The sequence below is a fragment of the Streptomyces sp. NPDC013157 genome (genome assembly GCF_042899865.1).
In the GTDB taxonomy this organism is placed as follows: domain Bacteria; phylum Actinomycetota; class Actinomycetes; order Streptomycetales; family Streptomycetaceae; genus Streptomyces.
The window spans coordinates 895,717-909,317 of sequence record NZ_JBIBAK010000002.1; the positions used below are offsets into that span (position 1 = coordinate 895,717).

Annotated in this window: 12 protein-coding genes and 3 pseudogenes; 7 read left to right on the plus strand and 8 right to left on the minus strand. The window is 73.3% G+C overall.

What is annotated here, in order from left to right; all coding sequences use genetic code 11:
- Nucleotides 1–131: 131 nt before the first annotated feature.
- Nucleotides 132–1,205, minus strand: a pseudogene (locus ACFY6U_RS09410) (reductase); the annotation flags it as partial.
- Nucleotides 1,206–1,287: 82 nt separating this feature from the next.
- A pseudogene (locus tag ACFY6U_RS09415) lies at nucleotides 1,288–1,737 on the minus strand (cytochrome P450); the annotation flags it as partial.
- Nucleotides 1,738–1,925: 188 nt separating this feature from the next.
- Here ACFY6U_RS09415 and ACFY6U_RS09420 point away from each other — a divergent pair.
- A pseudogene (locus ACFY6U_RS09420) lies at nucleotides 1,926–2,075 on the plus strand (diguanylate cyclase); the annotation flags it as partial.
- Here ACFY6U_RS09420 and ACFY6U_RS09425 read toward each other — a convergent pair.
- Nucleotides 2,030–2,938 carry a DUF3626 domain-containing protein gene (locus tag ACFY6U_RS09425; protein WP_390036255.1) on the minus strand — a complete coding sequence of 303 codons (909 nt, stop codon included), beginning with the start codon at nucleotides 2,936–2,938 and terminating at the stop codon, nucleotides 2,030–2,032. The pseudogene ACFY6U_RS09420 and the gene ACFY6U_RS09425 overlap by 46 nt on opposite strands.
- 83 nt (nucleotides 2,939–3,021) lie before the next feature.
- The gene (locus tag ACFY6U_RS09430; protein ID WP_390036257.1) at nucleotides 3,022–3,420 is read right to left on the minus strand and encodes a DUF3592 domain-containing protein; all 399 of its coding nucleotides are present in this window, start codon (nucleotides 3,418–3,420) and stop codon (nucleotides 3,022–3,024) included.
- 197 nt (nucleotides 3,421–3,617) lie between these two features.
- On the opposite strand from ACFY6U_RS09430, the gene ACFY6U_RS09435 reads away from it, so the two are divergent.
- From ACFY6U_RS09435 to ACFY6U_RS09445, 3 genes are all read left to right on the plus strand, one after another.
- Complete coding sequence (locus tag ACFY6U_RS09435; protein WP_390036259.1) at nucleotides 3,618–4,898, plus strand: aromatic acid exporter family protein; 1,281 nt, start codon at nucleotides 3,618–3,620, stop codon at nucleotides 4,896–4,898.
- On the plus strand, nucleotides 4,895–5,950 hold the full coding sequence (locus tag ACFY6U_RS09440) for a hypothetical protein (protein WP_390036261.1): 1,056 nt from the start codon (nucleotides 4,895–4,897) through the stop codon (nucleotides 5,948–5,950). The genes ACFY6U_RS09435 and ACFY6U_RS09440 overlap by 4 nt, the downstream gene beginning before the upstream one ends.
- A gap of 105 nt (nucleotides 5,951–6,055) precedes the next feature.
- Nucleotides 6,056–7,258 (plus strand): lactonase family protein, encoded by a 1,203-nt coding sequence (locus ACFY6U_RS09445; protein ID WP_390036263.1) that lies wholly within the window; start codon nucleotides 6,056–6,058, stop codon nucleotides 7,256–7,258.
- On the opposite strand, the gene ACFY6U_RS09450 is transcribed toward ACFY6U_RS09445, so the two are convergent.
- The gene (locus ACFY6U_RS09450) at nucleotides 7,226–7,957 is read right to left on the minus strand and encodes a DUF2470 domain-containing protein (RefSeq protein ID WP_390036265.1); all 732 of its coding nucleotides are present in this window, start codon (nucleotides 7,955–7,957) and stop codon (nucleotides 7,226–7,228) included. The two genes, ACFY6U_RS09445 and ACFY6U_RS09450, sit on opposite strands and share 33 nt — an antisense overlap.
- Nucleotides 7,958–8,068: 111 nt before the next feature.
- Entirely contained in the window at nucleotides 8,069–8,674 is a 606-nt protein-coding gene (locus ACFY6U_RS09455) for a TetR/AcrR family transcriptional regulator (protein WP_390036267.1), read from the minus strand.
- Nucleotides 8,675–8,781: 107 nt separating this feature from the next.
- On the opposite strand from ACFY6U_RS09455, the gene ACFY6U_RS09460 reads away from it, so the two are divergent.
- Nucleotides 8,782–10,317, plus strand: a complete 1,536-nt coding sequence (locus ACFY6U_RS09460) for a cytochrome P450 (RefSeq protein WP_390036269.1) — start codon at nucleotides 8,782–8,784, stop codon at nucleotides 10,315–10,317.
- Here the strand turns inward: ACFY6U_RS09460 and ACFY6U_RS09465 are convergent.
- Nucleotides 10,273–11,109 carry a pentapeptide repeat-containing protein gene (locus ACFY6U_RS09465; RefSeq protein ID WP_390036271.1) on the minus strand — a complete coding sequence of 279 codons (837 nt, stop codon included), beginning with the start codon at nucleotides 11,107–11,109 and terminating at the stop codon, nucleotides 10,273–10,275. The genes ACFY6U_RS09460 and ACFY6U_RS09465 overlap by 45 nt on opposite strands.
- A gap of 9 nt (nucleotides 11,110–11,118) precedes the next feature.
- Nucleotides 11,119–12,033 carry an AraC family transcriptional regulator N-terminal domain-containing protein gene (locus tag ACFY6U_RS09470; protein WP_390036273.1) on the minus strand — a complete coding sequence of 305 codons (915 nt, stop codon included), beginning with the start codon at nucleotides 12,031–12,033 and terminating at the stop codon, nucleotides 11,119–11,121.
- Nucleotides 12,034–12,193: 160 nt separating this feature from the next.
- Between ACFY6U_RS09470 and ACFY6U_RS09475 the strand changes: the two genes are divergently transcribed.
- Both ACFY6U_RS09475 and ACFY6U_RS09480 read left to right on the plus strand, forming a co-directional pair.
- Nucleotides 12,194–13,276, plus strand: coding sequence for an aldo/keto reductase (locus ACFY6U_RS09475; protein ID WP_390036275.1), 1,083 nt, complete (start codon nucleotides 12,194–12,196; stop codon nucleotides 13,274–13,276).
- 128 nt (nucleotides 13,277–13,404) lie between these two features.
- On the plus strand, nucleotides 13,405–13,599 hold the full coding sequence (locus ACFY6U_RS09480) for a DUF5999 family protein (RefSeq protein WP_390036277.1): 195 nt from the start codon (nucleotides 13,405–13,407) through the stop codon (nucleotides 13,597–13,599).
- Nucleotides 13,600–13,601: the final 2 nt, after the last annotated feature.

Consider the following 13,601-nt stretch of genomic DNA (forward strand, 5'->3'; position numbering starts at 1 on the left):
AGGAGGGGGTGATGCGGTCGGTGCCGGGTCGCGCCATGGAGGTGGAGGTCGTACGCGGGCGAAAGGTCGGTCGTGGTTGCTCGCGCAGTTCCCCGCGCCCCTGACGGGGCCGCTGCAGGCGGCGGCGTCGATCAGCTCGACGCGTATACATCCTCCACATAACGGCCTTCCACCACCAGGGAGTTCAGCCATTCGTCGGGATTTCCCCCGGGTACGCGGTCGCGGAACATCGTGCGGAACGCCTCCCGTACCCCCGGTGCCATCCTGCTGCCGTCTCCGCAGACGTACACCCGGGCGCCCGCTTCCAGCAGCCGCCACACCTCGTCGGCCTCGGCCGCGATGCGGTGCCGGACGAAGGTGCCCGCGGTGCTGAAGGCCGGGCGCAGGGAGACGGCGCCGGCGGTCTGCGCGGCGTGCAGTTCGTCTGCGTGCAGGTAGTCGGCGTCGGCGGCGTCGCAGCCGACGTAGCAGAGGGCGGGCGGGAGTTCGGCACCTGCCGCGAGGGTTGCGGTGCGGTCCGCGACGGCGCCGCGGAAGGGGGCCAGGCCGGTGCCCGCGGCGATCATGACGACCGGTGCGCTGCCGTCGATACGGAAGGCCTCCCGGCAGGGCCGGACGCGGGCGTACACCGTGTCGCCCGGGCGCAGGGCGGCCAGGTGGCCGGAGCCGGTGCCCCGGTAGGTGCCCTTGCCGGACCTGGCGGGGGCCTCGAGGAGGGAGATCATCAGGTCGGCGTGGCGGGGGGCGGTGGCCGGGGACGAGGAGATCGAGTAGTGCCGGGGCTTCAGCGGGGTCAGGAGGTCCAGGAGGCGGGGCCAGTCGAGGGCGCCGCGCAGGGCGGGGTGGTCCTCGATGATCTCGACGAGGGTGCGCGGGTCGTCGCGCAGGGAGATTCGGGGCGTTGGCGGGGAGCACGGTGAGGTGGTCGGCGGTGCGGTAGGTGACGCCGTCGGGCAGTGCCACGCGCAGGAAACGCTTGGTGCGGGGGTGGCCGGGGGCGGTGAGGTCGTACGCCTCGGTGACCGTCATGGGGACGAGTCCGTGGCGCTCGGCGAGGGCGTCGAGGGGCCGCCGGTCAGGGTGCGGACCTCGTACACGGCGGTGGGCCCGGGTCCGGCGGGGGTGGCGTCGGGGTCGCCGTACCGCTCCAGCAGGGCGGTGCGCAGCGCGGCGGTGAAGGCGCGGACCGTGCCCGTCAGGTCGCCGAGGGTCAGGGTGAAGCCCTCGGCCGAAGTCGTAGCCGAACCCGGCCAGGCCGATCGTGTCGAGGGTCATCCAGGTCGTGTCGTCCGGGACGTCGACCGGGCGGCCGTCGCGGGCGGCCCGGTCCCAGGACGCGATGAGTCGACGGGCGGCCTTCACCATCACCGGGTGATAGGTGCGCATCGAGCCGAGGGCGAAGGCGGGCATCAGGATGTCGTGTGCCTTGGCCCAGTTGGGCTCGTCGTTGTACGCGGTGAACAGCCCGTCGGCGGCGAAGGCGCGGACGTTCTCCAGGGCGGGTCCGACGTGCTTGGCGAACCGCTCCTCGTCGGCGAGGTCGGCGACCAGGTCGGCGTCGGCGACGAACAGGGTGTCCCGCCCGTGCAGCCGTCGTACGAGCACCGGCCCGTGCTCCCGCATCAGGTCCATGACCTGCTGGATCGGGGTGCGGCCGGGGCCGGTGGCGGTGATGTCGACGACGGGGACGCCGGGCAGGACGGGTGCGGGGTCGGGGTGCGGCGCGGTGGGGGGCATGGCGCGACAACTGCCTTTCGCGGTACGGAAAGTCCTGCGGTCCAGCGTGGTCCCGCACGGGTGGGGCGCGGTGCCGTCGTCCTACACGATCGTGCAGTCGAAAGTGCCCGCGGACTCTTGCGCCGGGCAGTCAGGTTGCCTCTGACCTCGGTGGTCGCCTTCGATGAGGGCGAAGGGAGCTGAGGTGGGCATGGAGGCGGGCGGGCCTCACCAGGGACGGCGTCACCTACCGCCTGCGCCGGCCGTCGGCCCGCTGGGACGCGGCCAACCGCACCGAACTGGTCGCCCGCGCCTACGCCTTGGGCGTCCTCACCCCGGACGCCTGGCCGCCCGCCCCGGCCCGGTGGGCCGTACCCGCGCCTTCCGGGGCGCCGAAGCGGGCCAGGGTGTGCCAGACCATTTTCAGGTCCTGGACGGCGTACCGGCCGGCGCGGGCCGCGGCACCGATGATCCCGGGGTCGACCACGCCCTTCTCCGCGATCGCGGCGCCGAGTTCGGCGTACTCCGGGCCGCGGTAGTCGGCGTGCCGGCGCAGGTCGGGCACGGTGAGCCGGTAGCCGGGGTGCCATTCGACCGGGAAGGGCAGCCGGCGGGCGGCCGCGGCCACGGGCGTGTTCCGGTAGCAGGCGTCCAGCACCAGTGCCTCGACGTCCCGGTCGAGCCGTACCCCGCCGTGCACCTGTGCCTCGATGTAGTCGTTGAGGGCGTCCTGTTCGTCGGCCTCGGCCAGGGCGGGCAGGTGGGTACCGGCGGCCACCCCGAAGTCCGTGGGCTCGGCCGCGCTGTCGGGGTAGCAGAAGGTGGCACGGTGGAGTGCCGGTCCGGTCAGACGCAGGTGCGAGGAACCGAACCGGGGGGCCGCGCCGACCACTTGGCGGCGGAAGTCCAGCGCGCCGTACACCGGCCGCTCGGCCGGGTGGGCGTCGTCGTAGGTCCCGCCGAAGATCCGGCTCTCCCAGCGCCACCGGTCGCCGCCGGGGTGCGCGGTGAGCCCGCCGTTGCTGGTGCCGGTGACGAACTGGGAGTGGTAGGCGCCGTCCCGGGCGAGCGCCTCCAGGATCGGCAGACCGGCCGAGAGCCGGTCGGGGTGGAAGTTCAGGGTGATGCGCAGGCCGGGGTCGAGGGGCGGTCCGGAGGACAGCGCGGCCACATGGCGCAGCGCCGCCGCGCCCCGCGCAGTGCCGACGTCCGTGAGTTCCATCGGTTTCCCCCTGTGGCCGGTCCGATGCCGGCCGACCCTAGCCGGTCGCGGTCCCCCCGGTCGCGGCCTTTCTGCCGTGGGTGTCAGCTCGTCATGGCGATGAGCACCCCGGCCCCCAGGAAGGCCGCCGCGCCGAAGGTCAGGAACACCACCGGCCCCACGACGTGCCGCCGCATGCGTACCCGGGCGATCTGCGGGTTCTGCGCCAGGTAGACGACCTCCACCTGCCGTCCCGTCGCCAGTCCCATGCCGGACCCCTGCACCCGCGGCGAGAACTCCACCCGGTAGCCCAGGCGGTCCGTGAAGGCGATGACCGGGACCCACTTCGGTCCGTCGCCGTCCCTGGTGCGCACGTTGTCCACGACGGATCCCCAGGTGTGCACCCCGTGCCGCCGCAGGCGGTGCACCACCGTGCCCTCGTGCACCGCGGCCACGAGCAGCCCCAGGCCGGCCACCGTGCACAGCACCGCCCCGAAGTTCAACGCCCCAACCCTTCCGCCCCGCCCGACCGTTCGGCACCTCGGGTGCAGAAGACGCGTCGGCCGGGCGTTCGGTTTCCGAGGCGGGTGCGCGGGGCCGGGCACCCTCCGTAATCGGCTCTGGTCAACCAGCCATCTGCACGCGCATGATCTGTGGAAAACACGTTCGCCGTGACACCCGAGTGGGAACAGGCCAAGGGATGCAAAACGTAGGGAAGTGGACCGAGGGGCTGTCGCGACTCCTGCGGCGGCACCGGGACCCGGTGGTCGTCCAGACGCTGCGGTCGGCCACCGCGGCCACGATCGCCTACGTCGTCGCGCTCCACCTGAGCCCTGAGCCGGCCCCGCTCACCGCCCCGCTGACCGCGCTGCTCGTCGTCCAGGTGACCCTGTACGCCACCCTGACCAACGGCTTCCGCCGGGTCAACGCGGTGGTGGCCGGGGTGCTGGTGGCCATCGCCTTCAGCCAGCTGGTGGGGCTGACCTGGTGGAGCCTGGCCCTGCTGATCGTGGCCTCGCTCGCGGTGGGGCATCTGGTGCGCGTCGACGAGTACATCCCCGAGGTGGCGATCAGCGCCATGCTGGTGCTGGGGGTCACCACCATCAGCAGTACCGCGTGGGCGCGGATCGTGGAGACCCTGATCGGCGCGGTCGTCGGCATGGGCTGCAACCTCCTCCTGCCGCCCCCGGTGTGGGTGGACGAGGCCGGGGAGTCGATCGAGGGCCTCGCCCGCCGGCTGCGGCAGCTGATGCTGCGGATGGGCGAGGAGGCCGCCGAGATCATGCCCTGGCAGCAGGCCGCCGCACGGCTGCACGAGGCCCGCCGCCTGGACCACGCCATCGTCGAGGTGGACGCGGCGCTGCGGCAGGCGGAGGACAGCCTGCGGCTCAACCCACGGGTGCGGGAGGGCCTGCTGCACCGGGTGGTGCTGCGCACCGGCCTGGACACGCTGGAGATCTGCACGGTCGTGCTGCGCGTACTGGCCCGCACCTTCACCGACCTGGCAAAGGCCCGCGAACCCGAACCGCTGTTCGCGTCGGACGCGGGCACGGCCCTGGAGCAGCTGCTGTCCCAGATCGCCGACGCCGTGGTCAGCTTCGCGGTGCTGGTGACCACCAGCATCAGCGAGAACGCGGAGTCGGCCGAGGCCCGGCTCGCCGCCGAACTGCACACCGCGACCGGCACCCGCGACAAGCTCGCCGAACTGCTCCAGGACGAGGTCCGCCGCGACGACCGGAACTGGCAGCTGCTCGGCGCGGTCCTGACCGAGGTCAACCGGCTCCTCGACGAGTTGGACACCGAGCACCGCACCCGCCGCCTGCTGGAGGAACTGGACCGGGTCTCCGGTGAGCAGCGCGCCAAGCGGCCGTGGCTGACCTGGCTGCGGGAGCGGGTGGGCGTACCGGAGCGGCTGTGGCGGAACCAGGACGGCGGTCCGGGGCGTTCTCCGTCACGGACGGGGAAGGGGGTACGCCGATGACGGACACGGCGGTACGGATCGACGGGAACACACTGCGGCTGCCGGGCGGGGTGGCGGTGCGGTTCGTGCGCACGCTGCGGCTGCCGGAGACGGGCACGCATCCGCTGCCGCCGGGGCTCGGCGAGTTTCCGGTCCGGCGGGTGGGCGACTTCCCGGACACGGTTCCGGACGAGTGGCGGGCACGGGGCGGGGTGATGCTGCCGGTGTACCTGCGCGAGGCGATGTGGCTGAGCTTCGCGGGCACGGCACGGCCGGCGGCTCTCCAGGTCGGCGTGGGCAAGGTGTGCGCGGTGTCCGGCAAGCCGTGGAGCGACCGGCTCTCGCAGCAGCCGCAGAACTATCTGGCGCTCCCCCGGCAGCCGTGGCTCGACGGGATCAACACCGGTAAGGGCACGGTGCGCCAGTTCGTGGCGGTTCCGCTCGGTCTGGGTGCGACGGTGGAGGGGCAGGTCACCGGCGAGGAGGTGTGGGGCGGGGTGCAACTGCAGTCCTTCCCGCTGTCCGAGGAGGCGCTCGCCGAGTACCACCGTCAGGAGCGGCTGCGGCAGGAGCGGCTGGGCCGGGAGCGGACGCGCAGCAGGCGGTCGGCCGGCGCCTTCGGTGCGGCACCGCCCATGGCGGCGGCCGCGCCGGGAGCGGCCCCGGCGGCCCGGGGGCGGAGGTCGGCCCCGGCGGCGATGGGGCTGGGTGTCGGCGGCTCGATGCGCCAGGAGGTGTACCTGGACGAGCGTCCGCTGCGGGACTGGGCCGAGAACCCGGCCGGGCGCGTCTTCGTGCACCTGGTCACGCCCCCGCAGTGGCACCGCATCACGGGCGAGGCACCCCCGCCCTCGCCGGTGGACCGGGCGGCGTACACCCGCGCGGGCCTGCCCTGGTACGACTACTACGACCAGGACGCCCGGGACCTCGCCCCCACGGACACCCTGGAGGCGGTCAAGCCGGTCGGCGACTGGCTCGGCGACGACCTGGAGCCCTGGCAACAGCCGTCCCCGGGGCAGGTGGTTCCCCTGAAGGACGCGCAGGGCAAGCCGGTGGAGGACGGCGACTGGTGACTCCATTGCACTGGACGCAACGGGCGTTGCTGTTCTTGCGCTGCCCCCTCGGTCCACGTCAAGGTGTGTCAGGTCCGGGGTGAATCACGACCTGAGGTGCGTGGCATGGGCAGCGGTACGGAAGGGACGCGCGGCGGCTGGAGCAGGCGCCGGTTCGTCGGCGCGCTCGGGGGCGCGGCCGCGGTGGTCGCGGTCCCGGCGCCCGCGGCACCACCCGCGGAACGGCCGCGCCGGGCGGCCCACCCGGCGGCCGACAGCCCGGCGAAGACCTCCTCGGCGCCCCGCCCGCTCTACCTCGGCACGTACACCTCCGTGGACGGCGGCGGCACCGGCATCGGCCTCGCCACCTACGATCCGGCGACCGGCGGGATCACCGGCGCCGGCACGCTCACGGGGGTCGCCGACCCGTCGTACCTGGCCGTCCACCCGGACGGCCGCACGCTGTACGCGGCGGACGAGCGCACGGACGGGAGCGTGACCGCCGTACGCCTGCCGGACCGGAAAATCCTGGGCAGCCGGAGCACGGGCGGGGCCGGCCCGTGTCACGTCTCGGTCCATCCGACCGGCCGCTGGCTACTGAGCGCCAACTACACCTCGGGCAGCGTGGCCGTGCACCCGGTCGACGTCTCGGGCGCCCTCGGCGAGCGCACGGACCTGGTGACGCACTCCAGCCCGGCGCCGGGGCCCGGACAGCAGGGACCGCACGCCCACCAGTTCATCACCAGTCCGGACGGCGGCCACGTCCTCGCCGTGGACCTCGGCACCGACACGGTCTACAGCTACCGCCTGGACCCCGCGCGGGGCACGCTCACCGAGGCCGCCCGGGCGCACACGGGGCCGGGGGCGGGACCGCGCCATCTGACCTTCCACCCGGGCGGGCGGTACGCGTACCTGGCGAACGAGGTGGGAAACACGGTCGCGGTCTGCGGCTACGACCCGGCAACCGGCCGGCTGACGATCGGCGAGCCTCAGTCCACCGGCAGCGCCGCCGGCACCACCAACTACCCGGCCCAGTTCCTGGTCACCGCGGACGGCGCCTACGCCTACCTGGCCAACCGGGGCGACAACACGCTCGCGAGGTACGCGGTCGAGGCCGCCGGGGCCCGGCTGCGGCTGCTGGACACGGTGCCGGTGCACGGGGACTTCCCCCGCCAGATCGCCTTCTCCCCCGACGGCCGGCTGCTGTTCACCGCCAACCAGCGGTCCGGCACCGTGAGCGTCTTCACCGTCGATCCGCACAGCGGCGGACTCCGGCTCGCGGGCGAGCCGTTCGCGTCACCGGTCGCGGTCTGCGCGCTGCCGCTGTAGCGTCCGCGGGCAGGAGGCGGCCGCGCCGGCCTGGGCCAGCAGGACGTGCATGCGCTCGGTGAGCTGGGTGACGTCGTCGGCCGGCGCGTGGAAGGCGAGCCGTACGTCGCCGTGGGCTCGGGTGCGTTCGATGCGCAGCGTCAGTCCGTGCCGGTCCACGGCGAGGGGCTGGACGCGGGTCGCGGCCTGCAGGCTCTCGGGTTCGACGAGCCGGGTGAGCCGCTCGACGGCGTCCGGGTGGGCGTCGGCGAGATGGGTGAGCAGTCCGGCCTCGGCGCCGGCCAGCGGATCGGGGTTCGCGGCGGCGAACTCGTCGAGGTCGACGACCACCGCACCGGAGGGCCGGCGCAGCACCATGCGGGTGGGCCGGAAGACGAGGTGCTCGTCGGCGGGCGTGAACCAGCCGGCCATCCAGAGCCGGGCCCGGATCCGGCTGCGCACCGGGACGGGTGCGACGTCGGCGAACTCCAGCATCGCGGACGGCTCACCGCGCGGGGCGCAGATCGCGGCCGTGCGCAGGGCGCCGTCCTCGGGCACGCGCAGCAGCACCCGGCCGTCGCCGGCGACGGCGTGCGCGCCGACGTACTCCTCGCGTCCGCCGTCCGCGGTCACCATGCACGACCACGCGACGGCCAGCAGGGACCGGGCCTGCTCCGCCGCACCGGGCCCGGCCGCCCAGGCTGCCTGTTCGTCACCCATCCCGAACCTCCTTAGGTAAGCCTCACCTAACCTAGCGAAGATCGGGGAGTACGCCAAGCACGGCGTGCGTCACGCACGCGGAGAACAGGGCACGGAAAGAGACCGGGACGGTCAGGAGATGACGCCCAGCAGGGCCCGCGCGCACAGGTCCCGCACCTGTTCCCGCGTCAGCTCCTCGGTGCGCAGCCACTCCAGGCAGACATGCGTGGTGAAGGCGAGCCAGCCACGCACCGCGAGGCGGGCGTCCGGGCGCCGGTCGAGGGCGGGGCCGAACTCGGGGTCGGCGGCCAGGGCGGCGAGGATCTGGCGCTCCTGGGCCGCCTGCGCCTGCCGGTAGACGCGCCGCACGGCCTGGTCGCCGGAGGCCTCGGCGCGGTGGAACGCCCGGAAGCCGTGCGCGTGGGTGTGGACGTAGTCGAGGTAGATGTCCAGGCTCGCGGTCAGCTGCTCACGGGCGGGCACACCGGGCTCGGCCGCCGTCATCCGCAGCATCCGCTCGCTCTCCCGCTCCACCACCGCGGCGAAGAAGTCGCGCTTGGTCGGGAAATAGTGGTACAGCAGGCCCCGGGAGACCCCGGCGATCTCGGCGACCTGCTCGATCCACACGTCGCCGTAGGGGCTCTCGGAGAAGAGCCTGGCCCCGACCGAGAGGAGCTGCTCACGGCGTTCCGCGGTACTGAGCCTGCGGCGGGTGCGCTCACTCGGGTTCGCGGCCATACCCGCACCTTACTTGACGTGGGTTCAGCAACGGGACGAGACTGAAACCGCTTATTGAACCCATGTACAACTACCTCACCTGCCGCAGCATCGAGGGAGATCGCGTCATGGCGGAGACGGTCACGCGGACGGAGGCGGACGCCCCGCTGCCCAAGGGGTTCCGGGGCGCCGAACAGGGCTGGCCCGAGCTGAGCCGCATCCCCCGTCCGCCGCGCCGGGTGCCCCTGCTCGGCGACGTCCTGGGCGTCGACAGGCGCACCCCCCTGCAGGACTCGATGCGCCTGGGCGCCCAGCTCGGCCCGATCTTCCGCCGCAAGGCGTTCGGCAACGAGTTCGTCTTCGTGTGGGGTGCCGAACTGGCCGCCGACATGGCCGACGAGTCGCGGTTCGCCAAGCACGTGGGGCTCGGGGTGGCCAACCTGCGTCCGGTCGCCGGGGACGGCCTGTTCACGGCGTACAACCACGAGCCGAACTGGCAGCTGGCGCACGACGTGCTGGCGCCGGGCTTCAGCCGGGAGGCCATGGAGGGCTACCACGCGATGATGCTGGCGGTGGCCGGGCGGCTGACCGACCACTGGGACCGGGTGCTGGCGGCCGGCCGCTGGGTGGACGTGCCCGGCGACATGACCAAGCTGACCCTGGAGACGATCGCCCGCACCGGGTTCGGGCACGACTTCGGCTCCTTCGAGCGGGACCGGCCGCATCCCTTCGTCACCGCGATGATCGGCACGCTCACCTACGCGCAGCGCCTGAACAGCGTGCCCGGGCCGCTGGCCCCGCTGATGCTGCGGCAGGCCGCCCGGCGCAACGCGGCCGACATCGACTTCCTCAACCGCACCGTCGACGATCTCGTCGCCGAGCGGCGCCGGACCGGCCGCGGGGAGGGCGACCTGCTCGACCGGATGCTGGAGACGGCCCATCCGCAGACCGGTGAGCGGCTGTCCGCCGAGAACGTACGACGGCAGGTGATCACCTTCCTGGTGGCCGGACACGAGACCACCTCGGGCGCGCTCTCCTTCGCCCTGCACTACCTCGCCCTGCACCCCGGGATCGCCGCCCGGGCCGCCGCCGAGGTGGACCGCGTCTGGGGTGACACGCCCACGCCGGGCTACGACCAGGTGGCCAAGCTCCGCTATGTCCGCCGGGTCCTCGACGAGTCGCTGCGGCTGTGGCCGACGGCTCCCGCGTTCGCCCGCGAGGCCCGCGAGGACACCGTGCTGGCCGGGCGGCATCCGATGCGGCGGGGCGGCTGGGCGCTGGTCCTGACGCCGATGCTGCACCGGGACCCCGAGGTGTGGGGCCCTGACGCCGAGAGCTTCGACCCGGACCGGTTCGAGGCGAAGGCGGCACGGGGCCGGGCCCCGCACACCTTCAAGCCGTTCGGCACCGGCGCCCGCGCCTGTATCGGCCGCCAGTTCGCCCTGCACGAGGCCACCCTCGTCCTCGGCCTGCTGCTGCGCCGCTACGGCCTCGGGGCCGACCCGGACTACCGGCTGCGGGTGACCGAGCGGCTGACGCTGATGCCGGAGGGGCTGCGGCTGCGGCTGGAGCGGCGCACCCCCGCCCCGGCGCCGGTGACCGTGCCGGACGCGCCCGGGTCAGAGACCGGCGGCGGCTGCCCAGTGCACGGGGCGGGTGACTGACGCCGGCAGGCGCGTCCCCGCGTTGCCCCGGGCCGCGTCGAGCTGGGGCCGGGTCAGGAAGAAGGCGCCGGTGAGGTCCGCGTCGCGGAGGTCGGTGTCCCGCAGGTCGGCGCCGATCAGGTCGGCGTCCCGCAGGTCGGCCCCGGTCAGGTCGGCGGCGATGAGGCAGGCGCCGCGCAGACTCGCCCCGCGCAGGTCGGCGCCCCTGAGGCGGGCGCCCATCAGGTCGGCGCCGCGCCGGTCCTTCTTCTTCCCGCGCACCCCGGCCCGGGCCAGCTCGCTGGTCCGCAGCAGCAGCACATTGACCTCCTGCCGGTGCGCGGCCACATCCAGGGCGGCCAGCTCTCCGGGCGTCCCGAGACTCAGTAGCTCGGTCTTCCGCAGCGCGGCGCGCAGATCGGCGTGGACGGGGCGGGCGGCGGCCAGGCCCAGGGCCTCCGCCAGATACCAGAGCAGTTCGTGCAGCTGCCGGACGACCGGGAACGCGTCGAACATCCGGCGGGCGTCCTCCCGGGACCCGCTCCGCCAGTCCCGGCCGCCGAAGGTGACCTGTGAGACCTTCTGCCCGGCGCCGAAGCAGTCGTAGACCGTGCAGCCGTTGAACCCCTTCTGCCGCAACTCGGCGTGGATCCCGCAGCGGTGGTCGCCGCCGAGGTTCGCGCAGGGTTTTCCGGCGGGCTTGTCGACCGCGAAGTCCGCCGAGGCAGCGAACGGCAGGGCGACACAGCAGAGCCCGAAACAGCGGGCGCAGTCCCCGCTCAGCGCACCACGTTCGGATATCTGTTCTGGCATCCGAGCAGCTTACTGACCGGTGCGGACCTCGTCCTCCGCGTTTCGCAGCCGTACCGCGTCCGCCCCCGGCGGCCGGCCGAACTGCCGCCGGTACTCGCGGCTGAACTGGGAGGCGCTGTCGTAGCCGACCGCGTACCCCACGTCCGCCACGTCGTCGGTGCTGCTCATCAGGCGCAGCCGGGCCTCCTGGAGGCGGATGTGCTTCTGGTACTGGATCGGGGTCATCGCGGTGACCGCGCGGAAGTACCGGTGGAACGGGGAGGCGCTCATTCCGGAGAGCCGGGCGAGGTCCTCGATGCGCAGCGGGTCGCTGTAGTGATCACGGATGAAGCGGACGGCCCTGCTGATCTGGGTGAGCCTGCCGTCGGCGAGCCCGATCTGCCGGACCAGTGCGCCCTGCTCGCCGGTGATCAGCCGCCACAGGATCTCCCGCTCGATCATCGGGGCGAGCACCGCGATGTCGGTGGGCCGGTCGAGGAGCCGGACCATCCGGACGGCGGCGTCGACCAGGTCGGCGGGCGCCTCGCCGACCGCGAGCGCGGGCAGATCGGTGCGGCGGCGCATCCCGGCCGCGTACGGGTCGGTGCCGGACTCGAGGAGCAGCGCGGCGATGCGCGCGGGCCGCAGCCGGAAGCCGAACCCGAGGAACGGCCGCTCGGCGGTGGCCCGGGTGCACTGCCCGCTGACCGGCAGGTCGACCGAGACGACCAGGTACTGGCCCACCTCGTAGTCGTAGATCCGGCCACCCAGCGTCAGCCGTTTGGCGCCCTGGGCGACCAGGGCGAGGACGGGGTCCACGATGCCCGAGCGGGGCCCGGTGGGCCGTTCGGCGCGGGTCAGCATGAGGCCGTCGATCGCGGGGACGGCGTCGGCGTCGCGCGGGGCGTGCCGGTCGATCAGGGAGCACAGTTCGTCGAGGGACACGCTCCCGATTCAAACGCCGGCCGGGAACGGCCGCAACGCCCTCCCCCGGAAACGCGACAGGATCGTGCAAGCCGGCGGTGCGATCACTCTAACGTTCCCGCAGCTCAGCCTGGTTTGCTCGAGGAGTCGCATTCCCCACGCATCTTCCACGGAGCATTTCATGGCACTCGACTCGTACGTCGGTCTCGGCCGGTCCGGGCTCAAGGTGAGCCCCTTCTGCCTCGGCGCGATGAACTTCGGCGAGGACGGCGGCTTCGGCTGCTCGGTCGAGGAGTCGGAGAAGATCCTCCAGACCTACCTCGACCTCGGCGGCAACTTCGTCGACACCGCGAACTTCTACACCAACGGCCACTCCGAGGCGATCCTCGGCGACTTCCTCGCCGCCCGCCCCGGTCGCCGCGACCGCCTGGTGCTGGCCACCAAGTTCTTCGGCAACCTGCACCTCGGCGACCCCAACGGCGGCGGCGCCGGCCGCAAGGCGATCGTCGGCCAGCTGGAGGACTCGCTGCGCCGGCTGCGCACCGACTACGTCGACCTGTACTGGCTGCACAACCACGACCGGTCCACCCCGGTCGAGGAGACCCTGCGGACGCTCGACGACCTGGTGACGGCCGGCAAGATCCGGTACGTCGGCTTCTCCGACACCCCGGCCTGGTTCACCGCCAAGGCCCACACCACGGCCCTGCTGCGCGGCTGGACACCGGTGACGGCGCTGCAGATGGAGTACTCGCTGCTGGAGCGCACCATCGAGGGCGAGCTGGTCCCGCTGGCGCAGGACGCCGGGATGGGGCTGTTGCCCTGGTCCCCGCTCAAGAACGGCTACCTCTCCGGGAAGTACCGCAGGGACCGGTCCGCACCCGCCGACGCGAAGCGGGCAGCCCTCCTCGGGCAGCCCTCGGACGAGCAGTTCGCCGTGATCGAGGCGCTCGCCGCGGTCGCCGAGGAGACCGGCGCGAGCCCGGCCGCCGTGGCCCTGTCCTGGGTACAGAACCGCCCCGGCGTCACCTCCACCCTCATCGGCCCGCGCACCCTCGCCCACCTGGAGGCCAACGTCGCCGCCCTCGACCTCCGCCTGGCACCGGAACAGACGGCCCGGCTGGACGAGGTGTCGGCCCCGGCCCTCAACTTCCCGCACGACCTCAACCACCGGGTCGGCACCATGCTCAAGTACGCGGGCGCCACGGTCGACGGGGTGCCGAGCGCGGTGTACCCGCCGCTGCTGGCGAGTACCGCCCGCTACTGATCAGGAGTCTGCCGCGCACCACGAACTCACCGCTGGGTTTCCGGCCCTGTGGGGGTCCTCTTCATCCGGCCGAAAACAAACTCGGCTACCACGGAGAGAGGAACCACCCGCAGGACAGGAGACCGACCATGCGCAGGCATCAACCCCCGTGCCCCGGTGCCGCCGACCACCCCGACGACCACCCGGCCGTCATCGTCTCGGCCCATCCCGAACAGGGCTGGAGCCTGCTGTGCGACGGCACGATCGTCTTCGACGACACCGGTGAACTCCTCCCCGACGGACGGACCGTGAGCCCCCGTCGGCCCCCGGCCGCCGCCGGCTGAGT